Raw genomic sequence first — 20,384 nt, forward strand, 5'->3', positions numbered from 1 at the left:
ACGATGCCTGAAGCCGCGCCTTATGTAGGTTTTCTGTTCCGTTGCTACTCAACCCCCGACAAGCGCGAGCTGAGGGACATTCTCGCCAGCTTGGGCGAAGCGATTGAGGCGAAAGAACGTGAGTCATCCGCAAGTGAAGATAACCGGCGGAGATATTTATATTGAATGGCCCTAGTCGGGCCATGCGCGATATTGGCATATATCCCGATCGTTTGCCCGCCTCCGTGAAATGTGTATAAATCCCAATGTCGGGATACCGTTGACGAAAGAAGTTCGATGCAGATGGACGTCGAAGCACGCGCACGTCAGATCGTAGCGGATATGGGCGGCCACTGGCGCGGCTCCTATGGCATGGTTTGCTGCCCAGCCCACAACGACCGCAATCCGTCGCTCCAAGTCACCCCCGGCAAGAAGGCTGTCCTGTTCAAATGTTGGGCCGGTTGCAGTCAGGAAGCCGTCTGGTCCGCGCTCAACAGCCGCAAAATCAATCGCCACACCAGCGGCGAAACGGTCGATCGCGCGCCCGAACCCTCGCGCCGGAAGCTCGCCCTGCAACTATGGGATTCCGCCGTGCCGATCGCAGGCACCGCGGCTGAACGCTATCTGCGTTCGCGCGCGATCGACCCGACCGGCCTCAAGGTGCGCTTCGCTCCGCGCTGCATCGTTGGTCCGCCCGACGCCCGCGAAGAGCATCCTGCCCTCCTTGTGCCGTTCGAGGCCGACGAAGGCATAATCGCCGTGCAGCGGATCTTGCTCGATCCAGCAACGGGCGAGAAACGCTACCATGCGGCGCTGCGCGAGGCGAAATTGACGCTCGGCCTGGTCCGACACGCCGCCATGCGGATCGGCGGCCAGCCAACCGGCGATGTTCTGCGCCTCGCGGAAGGCTTCGAGGAAGCCGTTTCCGTCACCCAGCTTAGTGACGGGAAATTCAAGGTGTGGGGCGCTGGCGGCATTCGCCGCTATGGCCTGATCGCGATCCCCGAACGCATCCGCAAAATCGTCATCTACTCGCAACACGGCCAGGAAGCCGCACAGGCCATAGAGGACGCGCGCGACCACCTCACTGCAAACGACCGCGAACTGAAAATCATCCTGCCGCCAGCCCCGGCGCCGATGGACTGGAACGACATTCTTCAGGAGAGAGCCAGGTGCTGATCCGAGGTTTCAAAAAATGGCCGCGAAATCAGCAAATCGCGTTGCCCATTCTCTCTGTTTTCGCTTTCGGCGCGCTGTTCAATCAGATGCAGGCGAGGAATAGCGAGCCGGTTTCGATCCACGTCGAGAACCCGCGCATTATCGACGGCGATACGCTCGAAACGCTCGACAAAAAGCGGGTGCGATTGTCGGGAATTGATGCGCCGGATGAGGACGGCAAGGGTAATGTGCCCAAGATCGCAGCGCAGCTCTATTTGGAAGAGCTGGTGAAGCAAAATGGCGGCATGGACTGCACGAGCGATTTTCAGGACGAAAAGCTGACGATCGAGCCGATATGCAACACGCGGCGGACAAGCTGGGGCCGGTCTAACCTGTCGTGCCGGTTTCGGTCGAATGGGGCATCTGTTTCGGCAACGATGGTGCGCCATGGATATGCCGTTGATTACAGGCAACATTCAGGGCTGGCGTATGCTCGTTTCATGAAAGACGCGGCCGATGAGCGACGAGGCCTTTGGGGTGTCGATTACGAGGCAATGAGGAATCTGGCGATCGAGAGGGGCCAGCTGCCGAACAAGTGCAAATGACCGGAGCCGGGAACCTGCCCTACTCCACCACACGGCTGCGCCGCGCGGCTCCACGGAGCCAGCAAAGCCGTCTCCGCCCATTCGGGTGACGGTCAGGGCTAGAAGGGAAGTTCAGCATGAATGACGCGACGCGAACGACGACGCAGGCCGCGCCCAGGCACAGCGTTTCGCCGCGCGTCGAGGCTTTCGCGGCATGGCTGATCGCCGCGCTCATTCTCGCAGGCGGCGGGATCGTCGCACGCCTGATCCTCGATTATCCGCAATTCCTGCCGAACAGCTATTTCGGCTTCCTGATTTACCGCGCTGGACCCACAATTGCCCTGCTATGGGCCTGTGTCGGCGCTGCGATCACGATCAATGCCGCGACGATACGCCTCATGCTCATGTCCGCCTTGTGTGCTTCTATCGTTGCGGTTCTCGCGCTCGCCATTCTCTAGCCGCTAAAAATGAGCGGCCCAGGGCCGCGCCTTGCCGGTGGTGGCAGCTGCCACCGGGGGGAACGCCAAGGGCACCCGCCCTTTCGTTCCCGAAGCATAATCGACAGGACCGGGTTGCCCGACAAGTTCGGCCAGTTCCGGCGCGCTCGCGCGCGCCGGGGCCTCCCTAGTCGTGCCGCCCGCACCACTCCCATCGATTTTGCTTCCCCCTCCCCATCCCGCGCTTCGCCAGCGGGTCAGAGCCGCAGGCCGCAGGCAGCGGCTTCGCCTAAAGGAGTGAGAAATGACCATCCAGACCATCCAACTGAACAAGCTGGCGCTTTCCGACCTCAACGTGCGGAAGGTGAAGCCCAAGGAAATCGAAGCCCTCGCGGCCGACATTCAGGCGCGGGGCGTGCTGCAAAACCTGATCGGCTATGACGAAGACGGCAAAATCAGGATTTGCGCCGGAGGGCGGCGCTACCGGGCCTTGAAGCTGTTGCAGAAGGCAAAGGCCATCCCCGGCACTTTCGAGGTTCCCGTTGAAATCCGCAGCAAGGACGAGGCGCTGGAAATCTCGCTTGCCGAGAACGCGCAGCGCGAGGACATGCACCCCGCCGATGCCATCGCAGCCTATCGGGCGATCATCGACAGCGGCAAGGACGTTGACGATGTTGCAGCATCGTTCGGCGTCTCCCCCGCCTATGTCCGCCGCGTGTTGAAGCTGGCGGCGCTGCACCCGACCATTCTCAAAGCCTTCCAGAAAGACGAAATCGGCATGGGCGCGGCGCAGGCTTTCGCGCTGACCGACGATCAGGACCGCCAGCTTGAGGTTTTCAAGCGCACCGGCGACAACGCCCATCAAATCCGGGCCATGCTCACCCAGGAGAAGGTTGCCGATACCGACAAGCATTTCCGCATTGTGGGCGAGGAAGCCTATTGCGCCGCAGGCGGCACCTTCACCACCGATCTTTTCGGAGAACGTCGCTATTGTGATGATGCGGGCCTTGTCATGGACCTTGTGCAAGATCGGCTCGACGCCATCGCCAAGGCGGCGCGCGAAGATGGCTGGCGCGATGCAGAAGGGCAGCTCTACCGGCCCGATTCCTACTGGATGCGCGGCCATCTGGAACCCGCAGGCGAGCGCGACCCGACCGAGGAAGAAACCGCGCAGCTGGTCGAGATCGAGGCGGCAATCGCCAAGCGGGAAAGCGAGGTGGACGAGGACGAGCACGACTATGACGACGAGTTGCGCGCCCTGACCCGCAAGCAGGACGCCATCGTATCGGCTTGCCGCGTTTTCACTGCCGAGCAGAAGGCCGAGCACTCCCTTATCGTCTTTATCGGCCATGACGGTATCGAACAGGTCGCGTTCACCCGCAGCGCCAAGGGGACCGCCGCCGATGGCCCCAAGCCTCCCCGGCCCGACTACTCGCAGAAAGTCATGGATCAGCTGGGCGGCATCCGCACGATGGCGGTTCGAGAAGCCCTTGCCAGCGACCCGGAACTGGCGCTGGACGTGCTCTTGACGGGCCTCTTGGGACAGGTTCGCGGCAACGCCTATTCGTGGCAACAAGCCGCCGAAATCACCGCCGAGAAGAACCGCTTCCATGTTGACGATGCGGTCATGGGCCATTCCACGATTGCCGACATTGACGAGATCGCGAGGGCCGATCTTGACCGCTTGGCCGAAGCACCCACGCTGGACGACATGCGCCAGATGGACAGCGAAGCGAAATTGCGGCTGCTGGCCTACTGCGTGGCCTCGCAGATCACGAGCCTTTCGTTCCACAGCGACCGCGACCGCCAGCTGGCGCAGATCGTCGGGGTCGCGCAGATCGACATGGCCGACAAGTGGGAACCTAATCAGGTATTCTATGACCAGCTTAGCAAGGCCACGCTCTTGAAGCTGCTGGCCGAAGGTTGCGGCAACGACGCTGTAGAGAATTGCCAGACCATGAAGCGCTCTGACCTTGCTGTGACGGTCAACGAGCGTCTTGCGGGGCGGCGCATTCTGCCCCCCGCCCTTCGACCCTCTGCCTTGCCCGATGCCGCCGATAGCGAAAGCCAAGCGGCATGACGGCACGGGGAGCGCGCTTCACTCCCGCGCTCCCCGCAAACTTCGGGGCGGTGGCAGCTGCCACCGCCCCGCCTTTGCGATCAGCGAATGCGCCTGTTGAGGAAGAAAATTCCGATGGGTGCGACGAACAGCGCAAAGCACCACAGCATCATGTTGATGAACAGCTTGAGCACGATCAGGATCAGCGCTGGCATGACGAATATCGTGTTGCCGCGCATCGTATCCATTGCCGTGTCCCAAACCATCTTGGCAAATGGGAATAGCGCCGTGCAGATCAGAAAATAGATAATCAGGAACGGGGTTTTCGGGCCTAGCGCCATCATGAAGGCGAAGAACAGAGCGCCAAAAATATAGGCCCGGATGAGGTAGCGTGGCTCTACAGCCCCAAATATTCTGCGAACGAACTCCATTTCTGATTCACCTGCTGTTTCATCTGGCAACTGGTTTAGATTCCACACAAAATCATGCAACCCGCCGCCATAATGAGCGGCCAGGGCCGCGCGCTTAGTAGTCTGTCAGCTGCCACATAGGATCGAGCGGCCCAGGGCCGCGCCTTGCCGGTGGTGGCAGCTGCCACCGGGGGGAACGCCAAGGGCACCCGCCCTTTCGTTCCCGAAGCATAATCGACAGGACCGGGTTGCCCGACAAGTTCGGCCAGTTCCGGCGCGCTCGCGCGCGCCGGGGCCTCCCTAGTCGTGCCGCCCGCACCACTCCCATCGATTTTGCTTCCCCCTCCCCATCCCGCGCTTCGCCAGCGGGTCAGAGCCGCAGGCCGCAGGCAGCGGCTTCGCCTAAAGGAGTGAGGAAAATGGCCAAGGAAACGAACCGGATCGACATTTATCAGGCCGTCACCGACGACATTCTTGCGATGTTGGAAGCGGGGACAAAGCCTTGGGTGAAGCCGTGGAGCGGTGGGCCGACCATTCCGCTCCGGCACAATGGGGTTGCCTATCGTGGGATCAATGTCCTCAGCCTTTGGGCCAGTGCCATGCGTCAGGGCTTCGCCTCGCCCTATTGGCTGACCTTCAAACAGGCATTGGAGCTTGGCGGCAATGTCAGGAAGGGCAGCAAGGGGACCACCGTTGTCTATGCCAACAAGCTTGTCGTTAAAGACTCCGAAACGGACGACGAGCGCGCCATTCCGTTCCTGAAACGATACACGGTTTTCAATGCCGATCAGGTCGAGGGACTGGACGGCAAATATCCCGCGCCCGCCCCGATCATCACCAATCCCGAAACCCGCGATGTTGAACTTGAAGTGATGTTCTCTCGCATCGACGCAACCGTTCGCATTGGCGGATCGCAAGCCTATTATCACACCCGCGACGACTATATCCAAATGCCCGCTTTTGAAGCGTTCCATTCCGCCGACGACTACTATGCCACGCTTGCGCACGAGGCCGTGCATCATGCAGGGCATGAAAGCCGCCTCAACCGGAAAACCTTGATTTCAACGAGCCGCGCCGACTACGCGAGGGACGAACTCGTGGCCGAGCTGGGCGCATCCTTCATCGGTGCGATTGTCGGTTTCAAGGTCGAGGAACGCGAAGATCATGCCGCGTATATCGAGCACTGGTTGACCGCGCTCCGCAATGACAAGCGCGCCATTTTTGAGGCCGCCCGTGAGGCACAGAACGCCGCCGACTACCTGTTGGCGATGATGACCGACCAAGCGGATTGAATGCCCCGCCCTGCAAAATGCACGAGACGCCGCGCAAGCGCGGCGTCCCGCTTTGGGAAGGTGAAATTCGGGGGCTACTCAATGTGGTTTATATACAAATCCCGACATGTTAACTATGGGCGGGAGCAGGTCGTTTTTAGGTGCAAAATGGAAAATATCATCGACACCTACAGGAATCGCATCAACGCGATGGGGTATGAGCCTCGTCGGCAGGAAGACATTCCTGCCGTTATGGCAGCTTATTGCGAGGCAATCGCAAATTGCAAGATTGAAGGACTTGAATTGGTTTCGGATGACCACTCTTTTTGTTTGCTGTTGGTCGAAACCCAAATTCCCGTCGATGTGGCGATTGGTCTGGCGCAGGACTACAACCGTGATGTTCTGTCCCGCCAGAAACTCGCTGCATGACAGGTGAGCGACCCTTACACCTGGCGTAACAGCGACGTTCTTCGGAACAAGCTGGGAATCCGCGACGATAATATCCTCAAGGAGCGAGAAGCTTTCTTCTCGGTTGTCCGACATGGCGAGCTTGTCGTGCAGCGCGCCGCGCCGGCGACGAACGCGCGCGAGTATCGCGAGCTGCACAATCATCTGTTTCAGGACGTATATGATTGGGCGGGGCGCTTTCGAACTGTGGACATAAGCAAACCCGGCAGCACTTTTGCCCGAGCGCACTTCATTGCCCGCAGCATGGAGCACGAATTTAAGCAGCTGCCCGACCTCCAAACCCTCAAGTCGATGGATCGTGATCGCTTTGCCGATACCATGGGGCGGCATATTTCCGAATTAAATGCCGTTCATCCGTTCCGTGAGGGCAATGGCCGCACCATGCGGCTGCACTTGCAGCTACATTCCCTTGCGGCCGAAAAATTCGTCTCAATCCAGGCAATGGGGCCGAAGGACTGGATGGAGGCGAGCCGCGACAGCTTCCATACCGGAAATCACGCCTCCCTCGCCAAAGTCATCCGTGATGCAATGCCGCTCGAACAGAACCGCGTCGAGCCAGCGCGTGGGGCAGCGGGCATCGCGTTTCCGCCCTCGATGGAATCCCTCATGCCAGTTGGCGAACGACGCGCAATGAGTATCGAGCAGGCCAAGGATCAAATCAGCCGTTACCTGCCTACTGCGCAAACCGTTGCGTCGCGGCAGCATGAGCAGCTTAACCGGATCGCGGAAACGTCCGCTGACATGCGCCAGCTGGCCGCGCGTTCAGCGCAGGAGCTTGCCTTTTTCCGTGACCCCAAAGGGCCGATGCACCACCTTCAGCTGATTGAGCAGCGCCGCTATCATCAGATCGAAGTCAATTGGTCCGAGGGCATGGACCCGCTGCAAAGAGTCCGCGCCATCAGCGCGGGCGCCGCAGATTTCCTTTCGAAGATGACCGACCGCGACATTCAGGCCGCCGATCGCGCGCTACGTCTGCAAGTCATGCCTCCCGGCGTCAGTCAGGTTGATCTACGCCTTGCTGCGCAATTCGAGAAAAACTCGCCCGAGCAGAACCGGGCCGATGCCAGGTTCGCGCAATTCCAGCTCGCCATTGATAAGCGCGTCGCCACAGCCACCGAGCGCGGCGCATCGAAGGAACAGCTGGCGCAGATCGTCGAAAGCGCAAAGGCCCATGTCGCCGCAACATTGCGCGAAGGCAAATCACCGACGCCGACCGCCGAGAAATCAAAGGACCGCGAGCGCTGAAAATGAGCGGCCAGGGCCGCGCGCTTAATAGTCTGTCAGCTGCCACATAGGATCGAGCGGCCCAGGGCCGCGCCTTGCCGGTGGTGGCAGCTGCCACCGGGGGGAACGCCAAGGGCACCCGCCCTTTCGTTCCCGAAGCATAATCGACAGGACCGGGTTGCCCGACAAGTTCGGCCAGTTCCGGCGCGCTCGCGCGCGCCGGGGCCTCCCTAGTCGTGCCGCCCGCACCACTCCCATCGATTTTGCTTCCCCCTCCCCATCCCGCGCTTCGCCAGCGGGTCAGAGCCGCAGGCCGCAGGCAGCGGCTTCGCCTAAAGGAGTGAGGAAAATGGAAGCGACAACTGACCAGATCGCCACCGTTGCGGCGCTGAACGACATTGCGCGGCGAACGATGGGCGTGACTTGTCGCACCGTGATTACGCAAGGCATCGCGGCGCTGGACGAGAATACGCAGACCGACATTCTCAAGATGATCGAGGGCTTTGAGGATTTCACACCCGACAACGACCCGCACGGCGAGCATGACGCCGGTTTCCTTTATCGCGACGTGATCGGCCAATGGCATACCCGCTGGACCGACGACAGCGCGCGCCCTGCCCTCTCGGTCATGTGGAAGTTCGACTATTACGACCGCGATCTTGAATTTGGCAGCGCCGAACCGTGGAACCCCGATGCCACAACCCGCGTGCTCACCATTCTCCTGACCAGCGAATATTGAGGGAGGCCACCATGACCAAATCGGCCCCGGTTATCGAGCTTAGCTGGCGTGATGAGAATTACGGTTCCGTCTGCGCCGTCGCCGCCTTCCGCAACTATGCGGGCACATTGGATTGGAGCGACCGCACCCACCAGCGGTTTCGCGGATGCCTGAAACGCGCAGGCTTCGCCTTCCACGATGGCCGGTGCAGCTACATCGCCATCAGCGGCACCCGCGAGGATCGGCAGCGCGCCCTTTGTGACGAGCTGGCCCGCGCAGGCTTTCAGATCGACAGCGGCGACGTGAGGGCAGAAGCATGAACCGCGAACGCCGTAAGCAGATCGTCGCCGCCCGCGCGCTGATCGACAAGGGCAAGGCCCTGTTGGACGAGGCGCGCGACATGCTCGAAACCATCAAGGATGACGAGCAGGCCGCCCGCGAGAATCTGCCCCCCAGCCTTGAGGACAGCGAACGCGCGCAGGCGATGGAAGCCGCAATTTCCGAACTGGAAAGCGCGATTTCATCCCTTGAAGACTTCGACGCCGACGAGATCGGCACGCAACTCGACACCGCCAGCGAATAGGAAGGATTGACCATGCAACCCATGCGCCACCTAGATCGAGACACGCGCCGCGCCCGCCTTCTGGCGGCGCGCACGCGCCCCGTCGGCGGCATCAACCGGCGCGGCATCTTCACCGGCCATTGGGACGGTGGCGATGTTGTGCGCCAGTTTCGCGGCGACAACGGATCATGGATTGGCCTTGCCGCCTACAAGGCGAAGGATGAGCCGGAGCCGCAGCCATGAAGATCAGCAACACGGCGAGCGCCGTTCGCGTCACCCTTTCCCCCACAGAGATCAGCGATTTGCAATTTGTGATCGAGGCGGCCGAGCGCGCGGGGCATTACATGCCCGCGCGCGTCCCGAACATCATGGCGGCGCTGACGCGCGGCGCCGACGATGTTCGGATGAAACAGGCCATGAAGCGGGCGGAAAAAGATCGCGTGACGCGGATCGAGCAGGACCGGCGCGGGCGCGAACGCCAATTCATGCTAGGCGACCGATACAGCGTCATGGCGAGCCGCGCGGACTACGCCGATGCGTCTTCTGATCCGGACGCGCGCCAATGGGTTGACCTGGTGTTTCATGAAATCATGCAGAGGCCGCTTCCCGATCAATACGAACTCCGGCGCGACGTGTGGCGTGTCCACGTTGTCCAACTGGACGGCGGCACGCTCGGCGCTGTTGTAGGTGGCGATTGCACTCAAACCGCCGACCCCGCCGAAATTACTTCCGTAGCGGAGCAGCTGATCGCCCGCTTCGAGGGCAGAGCTTGACGCGCGTGGAGCGGTGGCAGCTGCCACCGCTCCAGAGAGATCTAGAATCTGGCGATGAGAGGCAGCAGCGCCGCCGCTTGGCTTCCCAGGACCGGCACCCAATAATTCGCGGCGCGGTAATCAGGGCCGTGATCGACCGCCATCACCCCAAAGACATATCCGATCATCGGCAGCGTCCACAGCAGACGCCCGCCCAGGTCCACGCCCATCAGCACCAGTGCGACGCCAAGCACGGCCCAAAGCGGAATCAGTCGTTCCATGATTTCGCGATGACGGACTATTCGCCATGCGCTTTCCCGGTCATCGGCGCTAACCTGCGATACGAGGCCCATAGCTTCCCCTTTTCATCAACGGTCGCTGGCGATGATCCCACGGCTTTATGAAAATATGAAGAGCGTTTCGCGCGCGTTCCCGCCAATCCGTTGTATAGCCTTCATCGAGCGAGGGCGAGGGACTGTGACAGCGGCCCTTCGCAAATCCTCTCGCTCAAAGGAGGTGATGTGATTTGACAGCATATGAAGCAGCTCAATTGACGATCGCAGCCATCGCGCTCGTGATCGCAATTGTGAAGCTGGGGAAGTCCGATAAGGGCTGATCCAGCGGGGCGGGTGGTCTGACAGGGCCGCCCGCCCTAAATGTTTGAACCCGCCGTGTGACAGCACGGCGGGTTCAGGTAGGTGCGTGAAATGAATCAGCACACGAAGCATTGCCTATATAGCCCTTTTCCCTTGCCAATCCAATAACCGGCGCGCGCGCGGCGCGTTCCCCTCCTGTTCCGTTTGGCGCATAAGCGCCCAATGGCCGCGAACTACAACCGCCCCAAGCCCATTGATCCTATCTGGTATCGGCAAGGCTGCTATCTGCGAATCCAGTGCGCTTGCGGTCGCCGCGTCGTCGCCCCGCTGGGCGACTTCGCCCGCTCGCGCCGCATCTCTTTCGATACTTGCATTTACGAGCTGATCGCGCGGCTTCGGTGTAGCCAGTGCCGCCGCAAACCTTATGCGGACGTGTCGCGCAACCGCTCGGGCAACTAAAATGACGGAGGATCCGATTGTTTGGATGCTTCCGGCGCTATCCGTTGGGCATGTCGCCGGCGACATGCCGCAGCGCCCGCTAGGTCGCCGCTACGCTATGACCTAGCGGGCGCTTTTCCCTAGATTGAGGCGGCAATGCCGCCGCGTCCGCTGTCCGACTTTGGGGCCTGTTCCTGCCCCCTGCCGCAAGGGCTGGACCGTCTCGGCCGCTATGCGGCCTCGCTTGGCGATCAGGCGGGTTTCCCCGCCCTTCCTTCGCTACGCTCCGTGCAGGACGGGTGATCCCCCTCCCCCCTGATCGGCCCTGATTTGCGGCATTCCCCGGCCCTGCTCGCCGCTGGGCAGAAGTCGATGACCCGTCATCGCCTTCGGCTCCATTCTAGGCAGGGAAAACAGCACATGACCGACATTCCGCTGGCAACGATTCTTCGGATCAACGCCGCCCGCACCATCCCGCTCGCTCGCTATGAGGAAGAGGGCAATTTCGACCGCTTCGGCTACATCAAAGACCTTGCCGAAAATCATGGCGCTGACCTTCCCGCCGTCATCGAGGTTGCCGACCTACTAGGGCCGGATGAAGATTTTGACGGCCTTGTGACCACCATCGAGGACGCCGCCGAGGGCTTCGGCTTTGGTGCTCTTATTGTCGGGGGGGCGTGAGCATGGGCCAGGAGCTTATGACGCCCGCGCAGATTGCGGATATTTGCGACGGCCGAGACAAGGCCATAGCCCTTTGGCTGAGCCTCTATGACAACTACCATGCAACCCGCGACGAGGCGGCGCGCCTGACCCTTGGCGGCGCACTGTCGCTGTCATGTGGCCGCGACTGGACCGAGGACACGTTGACCCGCGCTTTTATCCAGTCGCAGCCTATCGACCAGCGCGACAAGGAGACGGGAGCGCGCAAGACCATCGACGCACGCTACAATTTCGAGCGCGTCTTGACGCACACGATGGACCGCCGGTGCTGGGCGGCCCTCATGGAGCAGCTGGGTTTTGACCAGCTGCTAGACCAGCAGGCCCGGAAGGAGTTTCATGACGGCTTGCGCGATGATCCCGTGCCGTTCACGCCCGACAACTGCGCCGCGACTTTCGGGAATATCTGGACCAACCGGCGCGACCTTTATTTGCGCGGCATCGCCAACGTCTTCGCCAAGCTGGATCGCCGCTTTCGCTCGCACAACGGTTTCAAGATCGGCGCGCGTCTCATCATCGACCGCGCCTTGAACGAATGGGGATCATGGGACCGCTACGAGCGCCGCGACACGTTGCGGGACGTGGAGCGCGTCTTTCTGGAACTGGACGAAAAGCCCCCTGTTTCAGAGGGCCAGAGCATCGCTTCACAGGTTGCCGATGCCGCGCGCGTGCGCGGATCGCTGCCAACCGTGATCGAGGGCGACTATTTCCGCGTTCGCGTCTTCAAGAATGGCAATCTGCACATATGGTTTGAGCGCGACGACCTTTTGCAGAACGTGAATCTGTTGCTCGCGGAATACTACGGCGAGGCTATCGGTGACGGCTATGAGACGACCGAGGCCGAAGCGGCCCCGGCCTATCATATCACGCCCGCCAAGAACTTCGGCGCGTTCATGACTTCCCCGGAGATCGCCGCCCAGGTCATCGAACATGCGAGGATTAGCACAGGCCAGCGCGTTCTAGAGCCTAGCGCGGGGAAGGCCGCGCTTGCTTCGGCCGCGCGCAACGCCGGTGCCGATGTAACTTGCGTGGAGCTGCAACCCGGCTTCGCCCATGAACTACGCATAATCCATGGCTTTGCCGATGCGATCGAGGGCGATTTTCTTGCGCTGGACCCGGCCCATTATGCACCGTTCGACGCGGTGATAATGAACCCGCCTTTTGATCGAGGCCGCGACTGTGACCATGTGCGTCATGCCCTCGCCTTTCTCAAGCCGGGAGGCGTGCTGGTGGCGATCATGAGCGCGCGGGCAGAGTATGGCGAGGATCAGCGCCACAAGGCGCTACACCGCATGATCGCTGCTTGCGAGGCGATCTATTTCCACGGCCGCAAATGGATCGACCTTCCCCCCGGTTCTTTCGCCCACGCCGGAACCAACGTGAACACCGTTTTGCTTGCGATCCGCAAGCCTGGCTGATCGGTGCAGGCGGTGGCAGCTGCCACCGCCTGTCCTGGCGCAGATTGAGGCGGTAAGCCGCCGCGCTGATTTGTCGCGTTTGGGGCCTGTTCCTGCCCCCTGCCGCAAGGGCTAGACCGTCTCCGCCGCTGCGCGGCTCCGCTTGGCGATCAGGCGGGTTTCCCCGCCCTTCCTTCGCTCCGCTCCGTGCAGGACGGGTGATCCCCCTCCCGCCTGACCGGCCCCGTTTGCGGCATTCCCCGGCCCAGCGTCGCCCGCTTTCGGCAGAAGTCGATGACCCGTCATCGCCTTCGGCTCAATTAGGAAGGGAAAGCCCGTGAAAATCCGTATCTACCGCCAGACCGAGCAAGACTTTGACCGGATCGAGATCGAGGGCGCGACCTTTGAAACCATCGTCAACCGGGCAGCGGTCGAGGGGCTTCAATGCAGCGGTTACAACAGCAATCCGAGCCAGCGGCTTGAGTTGCAGGGCGCACCGAAATTCAAGGGCGTTTGCGGTCCTATGTGGGATGGCGATGCGATCCGCTACGAGTGCAGCGCCACCTATGCGGAGTTGAGCGCATGAGCGCCGCCGCCGCGATCCGCACCGCGCAGGCCGACGAGCTGGGCGACCAGATCATTGCCGCAGGCTTCGCGCCGAACGGCTTTCTGCTGGACATTAACGGGGCGCTTGATGTGCCCCGCGACTTTCCCCTTTCCGCGCCGTGGAATCTGCCGTCGCGCCTGTTCCAATTCCCCATTGAGGTTATCCGCGCAGAGCAGGACGAGCCGCGCAAGATCGGCCTTCGCCATCCTTTGCTTGCCGCCCATCCTTTTGTGCAGCACGTCGAGCGCGCGCTAGGGATCGAGATCGCTCGCGATGGCGTGACGAACCGCCACGGCTACAGCAATCGCGCTCATTCGCTCTGGCATCATGCGGTGGACCTTATCAGCGCCGGGAAATGGCGTGACTTGCTGGAAACGCAGGAGTTCACCGAGCCGCGCAACATCTTCAATGCCGTTGTCTATGGCCTGACCTACTCGCACCATGAGGACAAGAAGGCGAGCGGCCACATCAGCACCGGGGAGGCCCGCCAGATCATGCGGGAAATGGGAGCGACCGAGCCGACCGATCGCGCCGCCATGCTGCGCAGCTTTTCCGCCCCGTCCCCGTGCCAGCAGGATCGCGGGGCCGAGCATTGGCCGATCAATCTTCACGGCCCATGCGCCGAGGATAAGGCATGGTCCTTCATCGTCGGGATTGAGGACGGTTGGTTCTCCTATGACCGTTCGGGTTTCCTGCAATGGTCCCCCAAGGGCCGCGACCGCTATGCCGCAGGCGATAGTGACAGCTACACCGAGGCGAGCGGCCAGACCGCTTTCGCCTTTTGACGGGATCGAGCATGGCACGTCATTGCATCCGAGAACCCCGCTACATTCCCCCGGTGCAACGCATCGGGGAACAACCCGACCTGTTCGGCGGCCCGACCCTTTCCCACGTTGCCGAGCGTAAGGGGCCGCCGAAAGGATGGCAGCGCCAGTTGCAGAAATGGGGCCGCTGCACCGTCATTGCTGATCTTGAGGCCGCACCTTTGCCCGCAATTGAACCGGCCCCGCCCCCGCCTCCGATTTTCCTTGTCGCTTGCGTAGCGGCGAAACTGGACCGTCCCGCCCCGGCGCGCGATCTTTACATATCGCCATGGTTTCAGAAGGCACGCGCCTATGTCGAAAGGCAGGGAGGGCCATGGTTCATCCTGTCCGCAAAGCATGGCCTGATCGCGCCGGAAACCGTGATCGCGCCTTATGACGAGACGCTATGCGCGATGAAGGCAAGCGCGCGCCGCCTTTGGGGCGCGCGCGTGATCGAGGCGATGGCCGACCAGATCGACGCCGCTGCGCCGCTGATCGTTCTCGCAGGCCGACACTATCGCGACCCTTTGTGGCCGCAAATCGAGCGGCGCGCGTCCGCGCCGATGGAAGGGCTTGGGATCGGCCAGCAACTCGCTTGGCTCGCTCAAGAATGGTGACGGAGTGCAGCTTGCCGTCAGGCGGTTTGACACCTTAAATTAGCCTGTGATTATGGACGCCCCCTCAGAACCCTTGTGGACGCAAGATCAGGCCATTGCCTATGAGGCAGCGCTTGAGGCGATCAATGACGTGATCGCCGGTTACAGCGAACAAATTGCACTGGAACAGGACCGTCAGAAGCCAGATGCAGCGCGTATCTCGTGGCTTGAAATGCGGACGGATCATGCGTCCGCAACCAGTCATGCCCTTACCGTCACCGATGATGAGAATGTCCGGCAAGCACTGCTGGAATACAGCGCCATGGTGCGGGCGAGGGAAGCCCCAAGGTAGCGGTCTGCCCTTCGGGCAGGCGTTGATTTGTTAAATCCCCCCGTCAGTGTCCTCCTAGCATGAGGGACGCACCAGGCCGCATCAAGGATCGGCGGTCCCCCCAATTTGCTGCGCAAATCGGCTCCCCCACCGCCCGCTAGCGCGGCCGCTTCGCGGTCCCTGACCCGACCCGGCGCGACCCTCCCCTTGGCCTTGCCAATTCCGGCAACAAGGAGGTTGTTATGTCTCATCGTCTGTTCGCTCAGCTGGCTTTCGAGCGCGCGCTTGGAAATGCAGCGATCGACGCCTTGAGGAATGCGGTCAACGACAAGGACCATTTCGATGCGGAGAGCATGTGGCCGAAAGATCCGATGTTCATCGGCAAGACGAGCGCCGACATCGAGGCTGTTTCGGCCGAGCTGGCGCAGATCATTGCGGATCGCATCAAGGATGTGCTGGACGGTCCCGGCATCCGCAACATCGAGCGCGGCGAGTGCTTTGATCCGCAGCTTGTCGCCTTAGTCCTAGAGGCCAAAGCAAAGCGCGGCCAATCCGGCTGACGCCGGGGGGGCGGGCCTGGCCCGCCCCTTTTCGCCCGTTGACCGAAACCGATGATCTCGGTGCCCCATCCAGTGCGGGCCTAGAGCTTATCGTTTAACGCTGGCTGCATTTTAGGTCGATCGCGCCCATTGTGAGCTGCGAAGGCGAACCGCCTTCGCGCGCCACTTCCTCATCAATGCAACGTTGCCTTGGGCTGCGCGTGTCCTTGGGCTGTTCTTCCACAACGTAAACGGTGCGGCCATCGGGCGTGACTACGGTTCGCACCGGGGGTCTGTTCGTGCGACTAGCCCCCGGCTGCGCCGGCACCACATACACGGTGCGGCCATCTGGCGTAGTGACGACGCGCGGGTGTTCTCTGGCAGACTGCGCGGCAACCGGCGCTGCGATCGAGAGCAACGCGCATATCTTCAATGAATTTGCCGCTACGCCCATACGCCTTCCTCACCAACCATCAGGATATGAGCCTGCGCGCCACCGACCGCAAGCAAGCGATCACAATAAGTTGATTGGCGTCGGCCCGCCCCTTCGCGTTACTTTTCAGGGGCGGGGAATGATCCCGCTAACGGGAGCCGGATAACCGCGAGGACCGGTCCCACAACCTGAAAAGGAGAGAGCCATGAAAATGGCTGTTCGCGCCATGCTTGGCGCATTGGCGACGCTTGCCCTGGCAAGCCCATCGTTCGCAGCGACCGTTGCACCAACGAGCTACCCGTTCACCCTCAAGGGAGGTGGGAACGTGGTTCAGGGCAGTAATATTTGGGCTTGCGGTTGGACTTGGCAGGCGCAAACCACCTCATCCACGGGCGGAACAATTTCCGGCGGTGTCGGAGATACCAATCCGAATTGCGGCCAGCTTTCGGTGCCCGCCACCACCTGGTCAGCTACGTCAGCTACGACCGGGGTTCTGCATGGATTCAGGATCATTGGCGGCAACCTCAATGGTTGCAGCACGTCGCAGAACGTGCCCTTCACCATTATGAAGAGCGGAAACAACGCAACGTCGTTCTTTTTCAATTCGGTGAATTTCGGGTCTAGCTGCAACTACAATGCTAACCTCAACACCGGGGCCGCGCTGACCGTAACTCCGTAGCCGCGTGCACGGGCCGGGGCATCGAACCCCGGCCCGTGCAATCTCTTCTCTCTGTGTGTCGTGGCATTTTGGCATGGGTGCGCGCCAGCTTTCAAGGATCGGCGGTTCCCCCAATTTGCTACGCAAATCGGCTCCCCCACCGCCCGCTAACGCGGCCGCTTCGCGGTCCCTGACAGCCGGCGCCGGTGCCCATGCCGGGTGTCTCCCGTCACCAACGAGAAGGAGAACCGGATGCACATCAAATTGTTTAGAGCACTGAAAGCGGCTAATCTGTCCGACGACGCCGCAGCGGAAGTTGTAGAGGCTATTGAGGAGTATATCGCCGTGAAGGTTCAGGAGGCGAACAAGGGAATCGAAAGCAAGCTGACGGCGCAAACCTGGGTCATCGGCAGTGTCGGTTTCGTCCTCGCAGTCATCGGCCTCGCGCCCGCATTCATCAAACTGTTCCAGTAAGACAAAGGGAGGCTTCGGCCTCCCTTTTTTTGCCGAACCGCCCGATTGTCAGGAGACGCAAATTGACCGACTTCGCACAAGCACGGCTCGATATGTTCGAGAGCGGTTTATTCGGCCAGGGCAATGCTTTCTGGCGCTGGATCGCCACGGACGAGGCACGGCCCTATCTGGCCGCGTTTGCCGCCGATCGCGCGCCTCCCCGTGAGGGCGAGTTTTTCGCGGTCGATCTTGCCGCAGAGGATCTACTTGATCCCGATCATCTGGCCGAGCTGGCCCAGCACATCGAGGCGGCGCACGGCTAGCGCCATGCGCGGGGTTTATCCGCGAGCGGCTTTGCGCTGTTGCTCTGCCACGTCGCGGATCATAGCTGCCCAGCATCCCAAGATCATGCCCTCTTCGTTATCGACTTCGCTTGTCGCTACCGCATAGATACCCAACAAGTTTGCGACCTCGCCCGTCTCGACAATGCCTTGGCGCGCAAGCAGCGTGGCAAAAATCGAGAGTGCTCCCCCCATTGCCCGCACCAACGGCGCATCTTGTGGCAGGCGGTCAAATTCGCGGGGCGGGTTACTGGACATAGATCGTTCCAATCAAATAAAGCGACTGCCTTTCAGGACTTATCGTCGGAAGTGCTATCCGCTGCCAATAATTCGACAACCGATAATCTGAAAACATCGGCAAGGCTCTCCAAGGTCGCAAGCGTTGGATTGCCTTGTCCGCGAACCATGTATGAAATATGCGACGCCGCAACGCCCGAGCGTTCGGACAACTCCCCTTGAGTTATGCCTAGTTTCTTTAGTTCGCGAGCGATGTTGGCCCCGAGCTGGGTCATCAACGGCGATGTTCGTTTCAGGTGTAGGGTTGGCATCGCGCTCGTTTCCTTTTCGCTAGGCGCAGAATGTCGGTTCCAACGGCATGGCGCAATAGGGTTGCTCAAACGGCTTTCTGCGCCATGGCTTTCGCGCCTAGCGCAGATGGTATAGATTGTGCGCCATATTTGGACGAGCGAGGTTCAAACCCTGCATGGACGGTCAGGACGACGCGATGAAATCGGCCATGGAGCTGTTCGCAGCTCGGCTTGCAAAGCGCGATGTGGAGAGGCCGATTACCGACCATCGAACCATCGAGCGGTTGATCGCGATGCTGGAGCCGCATGAGCAACAGGTTGTCCGCTTGCGGATCGGGCTTGGCCCCTCTCCCGCGCTCACTCTAGCCGCGACTGCAAAGATCGTCGGTGTGTCGCCAAGCCGCATCGGCCAAATCGAGGACAAGGCATTCCGAAGGATCAGATGGGTCTGCAACAACATAGACATTCACGATCGTTCGGCGTTGGATGCTTTGATCGCGCGCCGGCATGATGAAGCGGCTGAGGCCGAGCGGATCAGGAAACGCGATGCCTTGCAAAAGGCGCTAGATCAGGAGCGGAAGCGCAAGGCCAAGCAAGACCGGGATGAGGTCAGGCGAGCGAAGGCGCGCGATTCCGCTTGGAACCGTAAACTACGCATGGCGCAGGCTGAGCTTGATCGGATGAAATCCGACGCTCAGTTTTTTGCCGAACAGATCGCTCAAATCGAGCAGCGCGCTAATTGGCTGAGGGCAATTTTGCCGCGCGACCGCCAATTAGCGGCGCTGCGCGAACAGGCCGATGAAATCCGCGATGCGATCGCGAGCGCAGAAGCCAGCATATCCAACATGCTGGCTTCTCCCCCGGATGGTCCCCAGCTAGGCAAGGAAGCTTCAACAAACGATGGCCACTGATATTGAGCCGTCCCCTGCCCTCGCGCCGCAGATCGCCCGCGTTTATTTGCGCGTCAGCACCGATGCACAGGACTTACGCCGACAGGATGCCATCGTGGCCGAGGCGAAGGCAGCGGGCTATTATGTCGCGGCAGTCTATCGGGAGAAGGCATCGGGTGCCCGTGCCGACCGCCCCGAGTTGCTGCGCATGATTGCCGATCTTCAACCCGGTGAAGTGGTGATTGCCGAGAAGATCGACCGGATTAGTCGTCTTCCCTTGGCCGAGGCCGAGCAACTGGTTGAGACAATTCGTGCGCGAGGCGCGCGACTTGCCATCCCCGGCGTCGTGGACCTGTCCGACCTCGCGGCCGACGCCGAGGGCATCGCCCGCATCGTGCTCGAATCCGTTCAGGCGATGCTCTTGAAGATCGCCCTGCAGATGGCCCACGACGATTACACCGATCGGCGCGAGCGACAGCGCCAAGGTATCGCCTTGGCAAAGGCCGCAGGCCGCAGTGGAGGGCGCAAAGGCGATCGGGCAACGCACGCCCGCATTGTGGCATTGCGCGAGGCGGGCAAGAGCATCGCCAAAACCGCAGAGCTGGCCGATTGCGACCGCAGCACCGTCAAGCGGGTATGGGCGGCCCACCGTGCCGCCCAGGTGCAAGAACCCAGCCCTCAACGAAATCACCATGAGCGGAATCGCTGATCGCCCTTTCTGTTCGGCTTCAAGCCGGTGGCAGCTGCCACCGGCAGTCCCCTGCCCGCGTCATCGGACTACCAGCCAGGGCAAGAGCGGCGGAACCGCGACAGGGTTTTCCAATCGCCGCCGCGCCGATCGAGCGCAGCGACCTATGAGCGCCAATGGCCGGTGGCAGCTGCCACCGCCGCCAGTCCAAATTGCTGCATCTACTCGGGCCGTTTCCTTTGGGCGTTGCTGTCTGACGGATACGAACTCCGCATCACCACTAATGCGGGCAAGCAGAAAACCGGCCTTCGGCCTTGGGTTTCCGCAAGCGGACCCTCCCATTTTCAGCTTGCCCGCGTGGCTCAGCTCCGCCGCAAAAAATCCGTCAGCAACGCTTATCCAAAGGAGACTACCATGCAGAACATCGCTGAATTTCGGATCATCGGCCGCGTTGGCAGTGTCGATACGACCGATAAAGTCACCCATGTTTCCGTCGCCGCGAACTACAACCGCAAGGATGGCGATGAATGGAAGACCGATACGCACTGGAACCGCGTGACGTTCTTCCGCCAGCTGGCAGAGCGCGCCGCTGACTTGGGCAAGGGCGACCTGGTTCACATCACCGGACGGGTCCGCCAGAACAGCTACGAGAGCAATGGCGAAACCCGCTACTCGGTGGACCTGATCGCTGAGGGGCTGGGTATCTTGGCTCGGGGCGGGGCTGACTAAGCCCCCTTCCTTTACCTAA

General features: G+C 61.2%; 30 protein-coding genes. 26 read left to right on the forward strand and 4 right to left on the reverse strand.

Features of this window, described 5'->3' with window-relative positions; translation table 11 throughout:
* Positions 1-276 precede the first annotated feature (276 nt).
* The 4 genes from NTCA1_RS23540 (at position 277) to NTCA1_RS23555 (ending at position 4,238) form a co-directional block, all read left to right on the forward strand.
* On the forward strand, positions 277-1,158 hold the full coding sequence (locus NTCA1_RS23540; protein ID WP_056379713.1) for a toprim domain-containing protein: 882 nt from the start codon (positions 277-279) through the stop codon (positions 1,156-1,158).
* Complete coding sequence (locus tag NTCA1_RS23545) at positions 1,152-1,742, forward strand: thermonuclease family protein (RefSeq protein ID WP_020819817.1); 591 nt, start codon at positions 1,152-1,154, stop codon at positions 1,740-1,742. The genes NTCA1_RS23540 and NTCA1_RS23545 overlap by 7 nt, the downstream gene beginning before the upstream one ends.
* A gap of 116 nt (positions 1,743-1,858) precedes the next feature.
* Positions 1,859-2,179: a hypothetical protein gene (locus NTCA1_RS23550; protein WP_056379711.1), complete on the forward strand. Its 321-nt coding sequence runs from the start codon at positions 1,859-1,861 to the stop codon at positions 2,177-2,179.
* Between the two features lie 283 nt (positions 2,180-2,462).
* Positions 2,463-4,238 carry a ParB/RepB/Spo0J family partition protein gene (locus NTCA1_RS23555; protein WP_056379709.1) on the forward strand — a complete coding sequence of 592 codons (1,776 nt, stop codon included), beginning with the start codon at positions 2,463-2,465 and terminating at the stop codon, positions 4,236-4,238.
* A gap of 80 nt (positions 4,239-4,318) precedes the next feature.
* On the opposite strand, the gene NTCA1_RS23560 is transcribed toward NTCA1_RS23555, so the two are convergent.
* A complete protein-coding gene (locus NTCA1_RS23560; protein ID WP_004213404.1) occupies positions 4,319-4,648 on the reverse strand; it encodes a hypothetical protein in 330 nt (109 codons plus the stop codon).
* Positions 4,649-5,046: 398 nt separating this feature from the next.
* Here NTCA1_RS23560 and NTCA1_RS23565 point away from each other — a divergent pair, with 398 nt between their 5' ends.
* The 8 genes from NTCA1_RS23565 (at position 5,047) to NTCA1_RS23600 (ending at position 9,643) form a co-directional block, all read left to right on the forward strand.
* Positions 5,047-5,919: an ArdC family protein gene (locus NTCA1_RS23565; RefSeq protein WP_004213405.1), complete on the forward strand. Its 873-nt coding sequence runs from the start codon at positions 5,047-5,049 to the stop codon at positions 5,917-5,919.
* Between the two features lie 147 nt (positions 5,920-6,066).
* Entirely contained in the window at positions 6,067-6,327 is a 261-nt protein-coding gene (locus NTCA1_RS23570) for a hypothetical protein (protein WP_056379729.1), read from the forward strand.
* A 3-nt stretch (positions 6,328-6,330) separates the two neighbouring features.
* Positions 6,331-7,611, forward strand: coding sequence for a Fic family protein (locus NTCA1_RS23575; protein WP_056379707.1), 1,281 nt, complete (start codon positions 6,331-6,333; stop codon positions 7,609-7,611).
* Positions 7,612-7,939: 328 nt separating this feature from the next.
* Positions 7,940-8,329, forward strand: coding sequence for a DUF3768 domain-containing protein (locus NTCA1_RS23580; protein WP_056379706.1), 390 nt, complete (start codon positions 7,940-7,942; stop codon positions 8,327-8,329).
* Positions 8,330-8,340: 11 nt separating this feature from the next.
* Positions 8,341-8,628, forward strand: coding sequence for a hypothetical protein (locus NTCA1_RS23585; protein WP_056379703.1), 288 nt, complete (start codon positions 8,341-8,343; stop codon positions 8,626-8,628).
* A complete protein-coding gene (locus tag NTCA1_RS23590; protein WP_056379701.1) occupies positions 8,625-8,891 on the forward strand; it encodes a hypothetical protein in 267 nt (88 codons plus the stop codon). The genes NTCA1_RS23585 and NTCA1_RS23590 overlap by 4 nt, the downstream gene beginning before the upstream one ends.
* Before the next feature lie 12 nt (positions 8,892-8,903).
* On the forward strand, positions 8,904-9,113 hold the full coding sequence (locus NTCA1_RS23595; RefSeq protein ID WP_056379700.1) for a hypothetical protein: 210 nt from the start codon (positions 8,904-8,906) through the stop codon (positions 9,111-9,113).
* On the forward strand, positions 9,110-9,643 hold the full coding sequence (locus tag NTCA1_RS23600; protein WP_056379698.1) for a hypothetical protein: 534 nt from the start codon (positions 9,110-9,112) through the stop codon (positions 9,641-9,643). Before NTCA1_RS23595 ends, NTCA1_RS23600 begins: the two co-directional genes overlap by 4 nt.
* A gap of 41 nt (positions 9,644-9,684) precedes the next feature.
* On the opposite strand, the gene NTCA1_RS23605 is transcribed toward NTCA1_RS23600, so the two are convergent.
* The gene (locus tag NTCA1_RS23605) at positions 9,685-9,975 is read right to left on the reverse strand and encodes a hypothetical protein (protein ID WP_022684644.1); all 291 of its coding nucleotides are present in this window, start codon (positions 9,973-9,975) and stop codon (positions 9,685-9,687) included.
* Between the two features lie 837 nt (positions 9,976-10,812).
* On the opposite strand from NTCA1_RS23605, the gene NTCA1_RS28550 reads away from it, so the two are divergent.
* The 11 genes from NTCA1_RS28550 (at position 10,813) to NTCA1_RS23660 (ending at position 17,513) form a co-directional block, all read left to right on the forward strand.
* Complete coding sequence (locus NTCA1_RS28550; RefSeq protein ID WP_193408616.1) at positions 10,813-10,959, forward strand: hypothetical protein; 147 nt, start codon at positions 10,813-10,815, stop codon at positions 10,957-10,959.
* Between the two features lie 117 nt (positions 10,960-11,076).
* The gene (locus NTCA1_RS23615; protein ID WP_056379694.1) at positions 11,077-11,337 is read left to right on the forward strand and encodes a hypothetical protein; all 261 of its coding nucleotides are present in this window, start codon (positions 11,077-11,079) and stop codon (positions 11,335-11,337) included.
* Between the two features lie 2 nt (positions 11,338-11,339).
* A complete protein-coding gene (locus NTCA1_RS23620; RefSeq protein ID WP_226998749.1) occupies positions 11,340-12,791 on the forward strand; it encodes a DUF4942 domain-containing protein in 1,452 nt (483 codons plus the stop codon).
* A gap of 316 nt (positions 12,792-13,107) precedes the next feature.
* Complete coding sequence (locus tag NTCA1_RS23625; protein ID WP_021223029.1) at positions 13,108-13,356, forward strand: hypothetical protein; 249 nt, start codon at positions 13,108-13,110, stop codon at positions 13,354-13,356.
* A complete protein-coding gene (locus NTCA1_RS23630; protein ID WP_056379693.1) occupies positions 13,353-14,162 on the forward strand; it encodes a hypothetical protein in 810 nt (269 codons plus the stop codon). The genes NTCA1_RS23625 and NTCA1_RS23630 overlap by 4 nt, the downstream gene beginning before the upstream one ends.
* A gap of 11 nt (positions 14,163-14,173) precedes the next feature.
* Positions 14,174-14,797 carry a DUF6884 domain-containing protein gene (locus NTCA1_RS23635; RefSeq protein ID WP_031293059.1) on the forward strand — a complete coding sequence of 208 codons (624 nt, stop codon included), beginning with the start codon at positions 14,174-14,176 and terminating at the stop codon, positions 14,795-14,797.
* A 52-nt stretch (positions 14,798-14,849) separates the two neighbouring features.
* Positions 14,850-15,128 (forward strand): hypothetical protein, encoded by a 279-nt coding sequence (locus NTCA1_RS23640; RefSeq protein ID WP_191225261.1) that lies wholly within the window; start codon positions 14,850-14,852, stop codon positions 15,126-15,128.
* A 221-nt stretch (positions 15,129-15,349) separates the two neighbouring features.
* On the forward strand, positions 15,350-15,667 hold the full coding sequence (locus tag NTCA1_RS23645) for a hypothetical protein (protein ID WP_021223033.1): 318 nt from the start codon (positions 15,350-15,352) through the stop codon (positions 15,665-15,667).
* 617 nt (positions 15,668-16,284) lie between these two features.
* Entirely contained in the window at positions 16,285-16,758 is a 474-nt protein-coding gene (locus NTCA1_RS23650; RefSeq protein ID WP_072598985.1) for a hypothetical protein, read from the forward strand.
* 231 nt (positions 16,759-16,989) lie between these two features.
* Positions 16,990-17,211, forward strand: a complete 222-nt coding sequence (locus tag NTCA1_RS23655; RefSeq protein ID WP_004213291.1) for a hypothetical protein — start codon at positions 16,990-16,992, stop codon at positions 17,209-17,211.
* Positions 17,212-17,273: 62 nt separating this feature from the next.
* Positions 17,274-17,513: a hypothetical protein gene (locus NTCA1_RS23660; protein ID WP_056379691.1), complete on the forward strand. Its 240-nt coding sequence runs from the start codon at positions 17,274-17,276 to the stop codon at positions 17,511-17,513.
* A 15-nt stretch (positions 17,514-17,528) separates the two neighbouring features.
* Here the strand turns inward: NTCA1_RS23660 and NTCA1_RS23665 are convergent, their stop codons facing one another.
* Positions 17,529-17,789, reverse strand: a complete 261-nt coding sequence (locus NTCA1_RS23665) for a hypothetical protein (protein WP_226998750.1) — start codon at positions 17,787-17,789, stop codon at positions 17,529-17,531.
* Between the two features lie 32 nt (positions 17,790-17,821).
* Positions 17,822-18,079, reverse strand: coding sequence for a helix-turn-helix domain-containing protein (locus tag NTCA1_RS23670; RefSeq protein ID WP_056379689.1), 258 nt, complete (start codon positions 18,077-18,079; stop codon positions 17,822-17,824).
* Between the two features lie 155 nt (positions 18,080-18,234).
* Here NTCA1_RS23670 and NTCA1_RS23675 point away from each other — a divergent pair, with 155 nt between their 5' ends.
* From NTCA1_RS23675 to NTCA1_RS23685, 3 genes are all read left to right on the forward strand, one after another.
* Positions 18,235-18,969: a sigma factor-like helix-turn-helix DNA-binding protein gene (locus NTCA1_RS23675; protein WP_056379686.1), complete on the forward strand. Its 735-nt coding sequence runs from the start codon at positions 18,235-18,237 to the stop codon at positions 18,967-18,969.
* Positions 18,959-19,657: a recombinase family protein gene (locus NTCA1_RS23680; protein WP_021223037.1), complete on the forward strand. Its 699-nt coding sequence runs from the start codon at positions 18,959-18,961 to the stop codon at positions 19,655-19,657. Before NTCA1_RS23675 ends, NTCA1_RS23680 begins: the two co-directional genes overlap by 11 nt.
* 393 nt (positions 19,658-20,050) lie before the next feature.
* Positions 20,051-20,365, forward strand: a complete 315-nt coding sequence (locus NTCA1_RS23685; RefSeq protein ID WP_056379684.1) for a single-stranded DNA-binding protein — start codon at positions 20,051-20,053, stop codon at positions 20,363-20,365.
* The last annotated feature ends 19 nt before the right edge of the window (positions 20,366-20,384 follow it).

This window comes from Novosphingobium sp. TCA1, from assembly GCF_009811895.1.
GTDB lineage: Bacteria > Pseudomonadota > Alphaproteobacteria > Sphingomonadales > Sphingomonadaceae > Novosphingobium > Novosphingobium panipatense_A.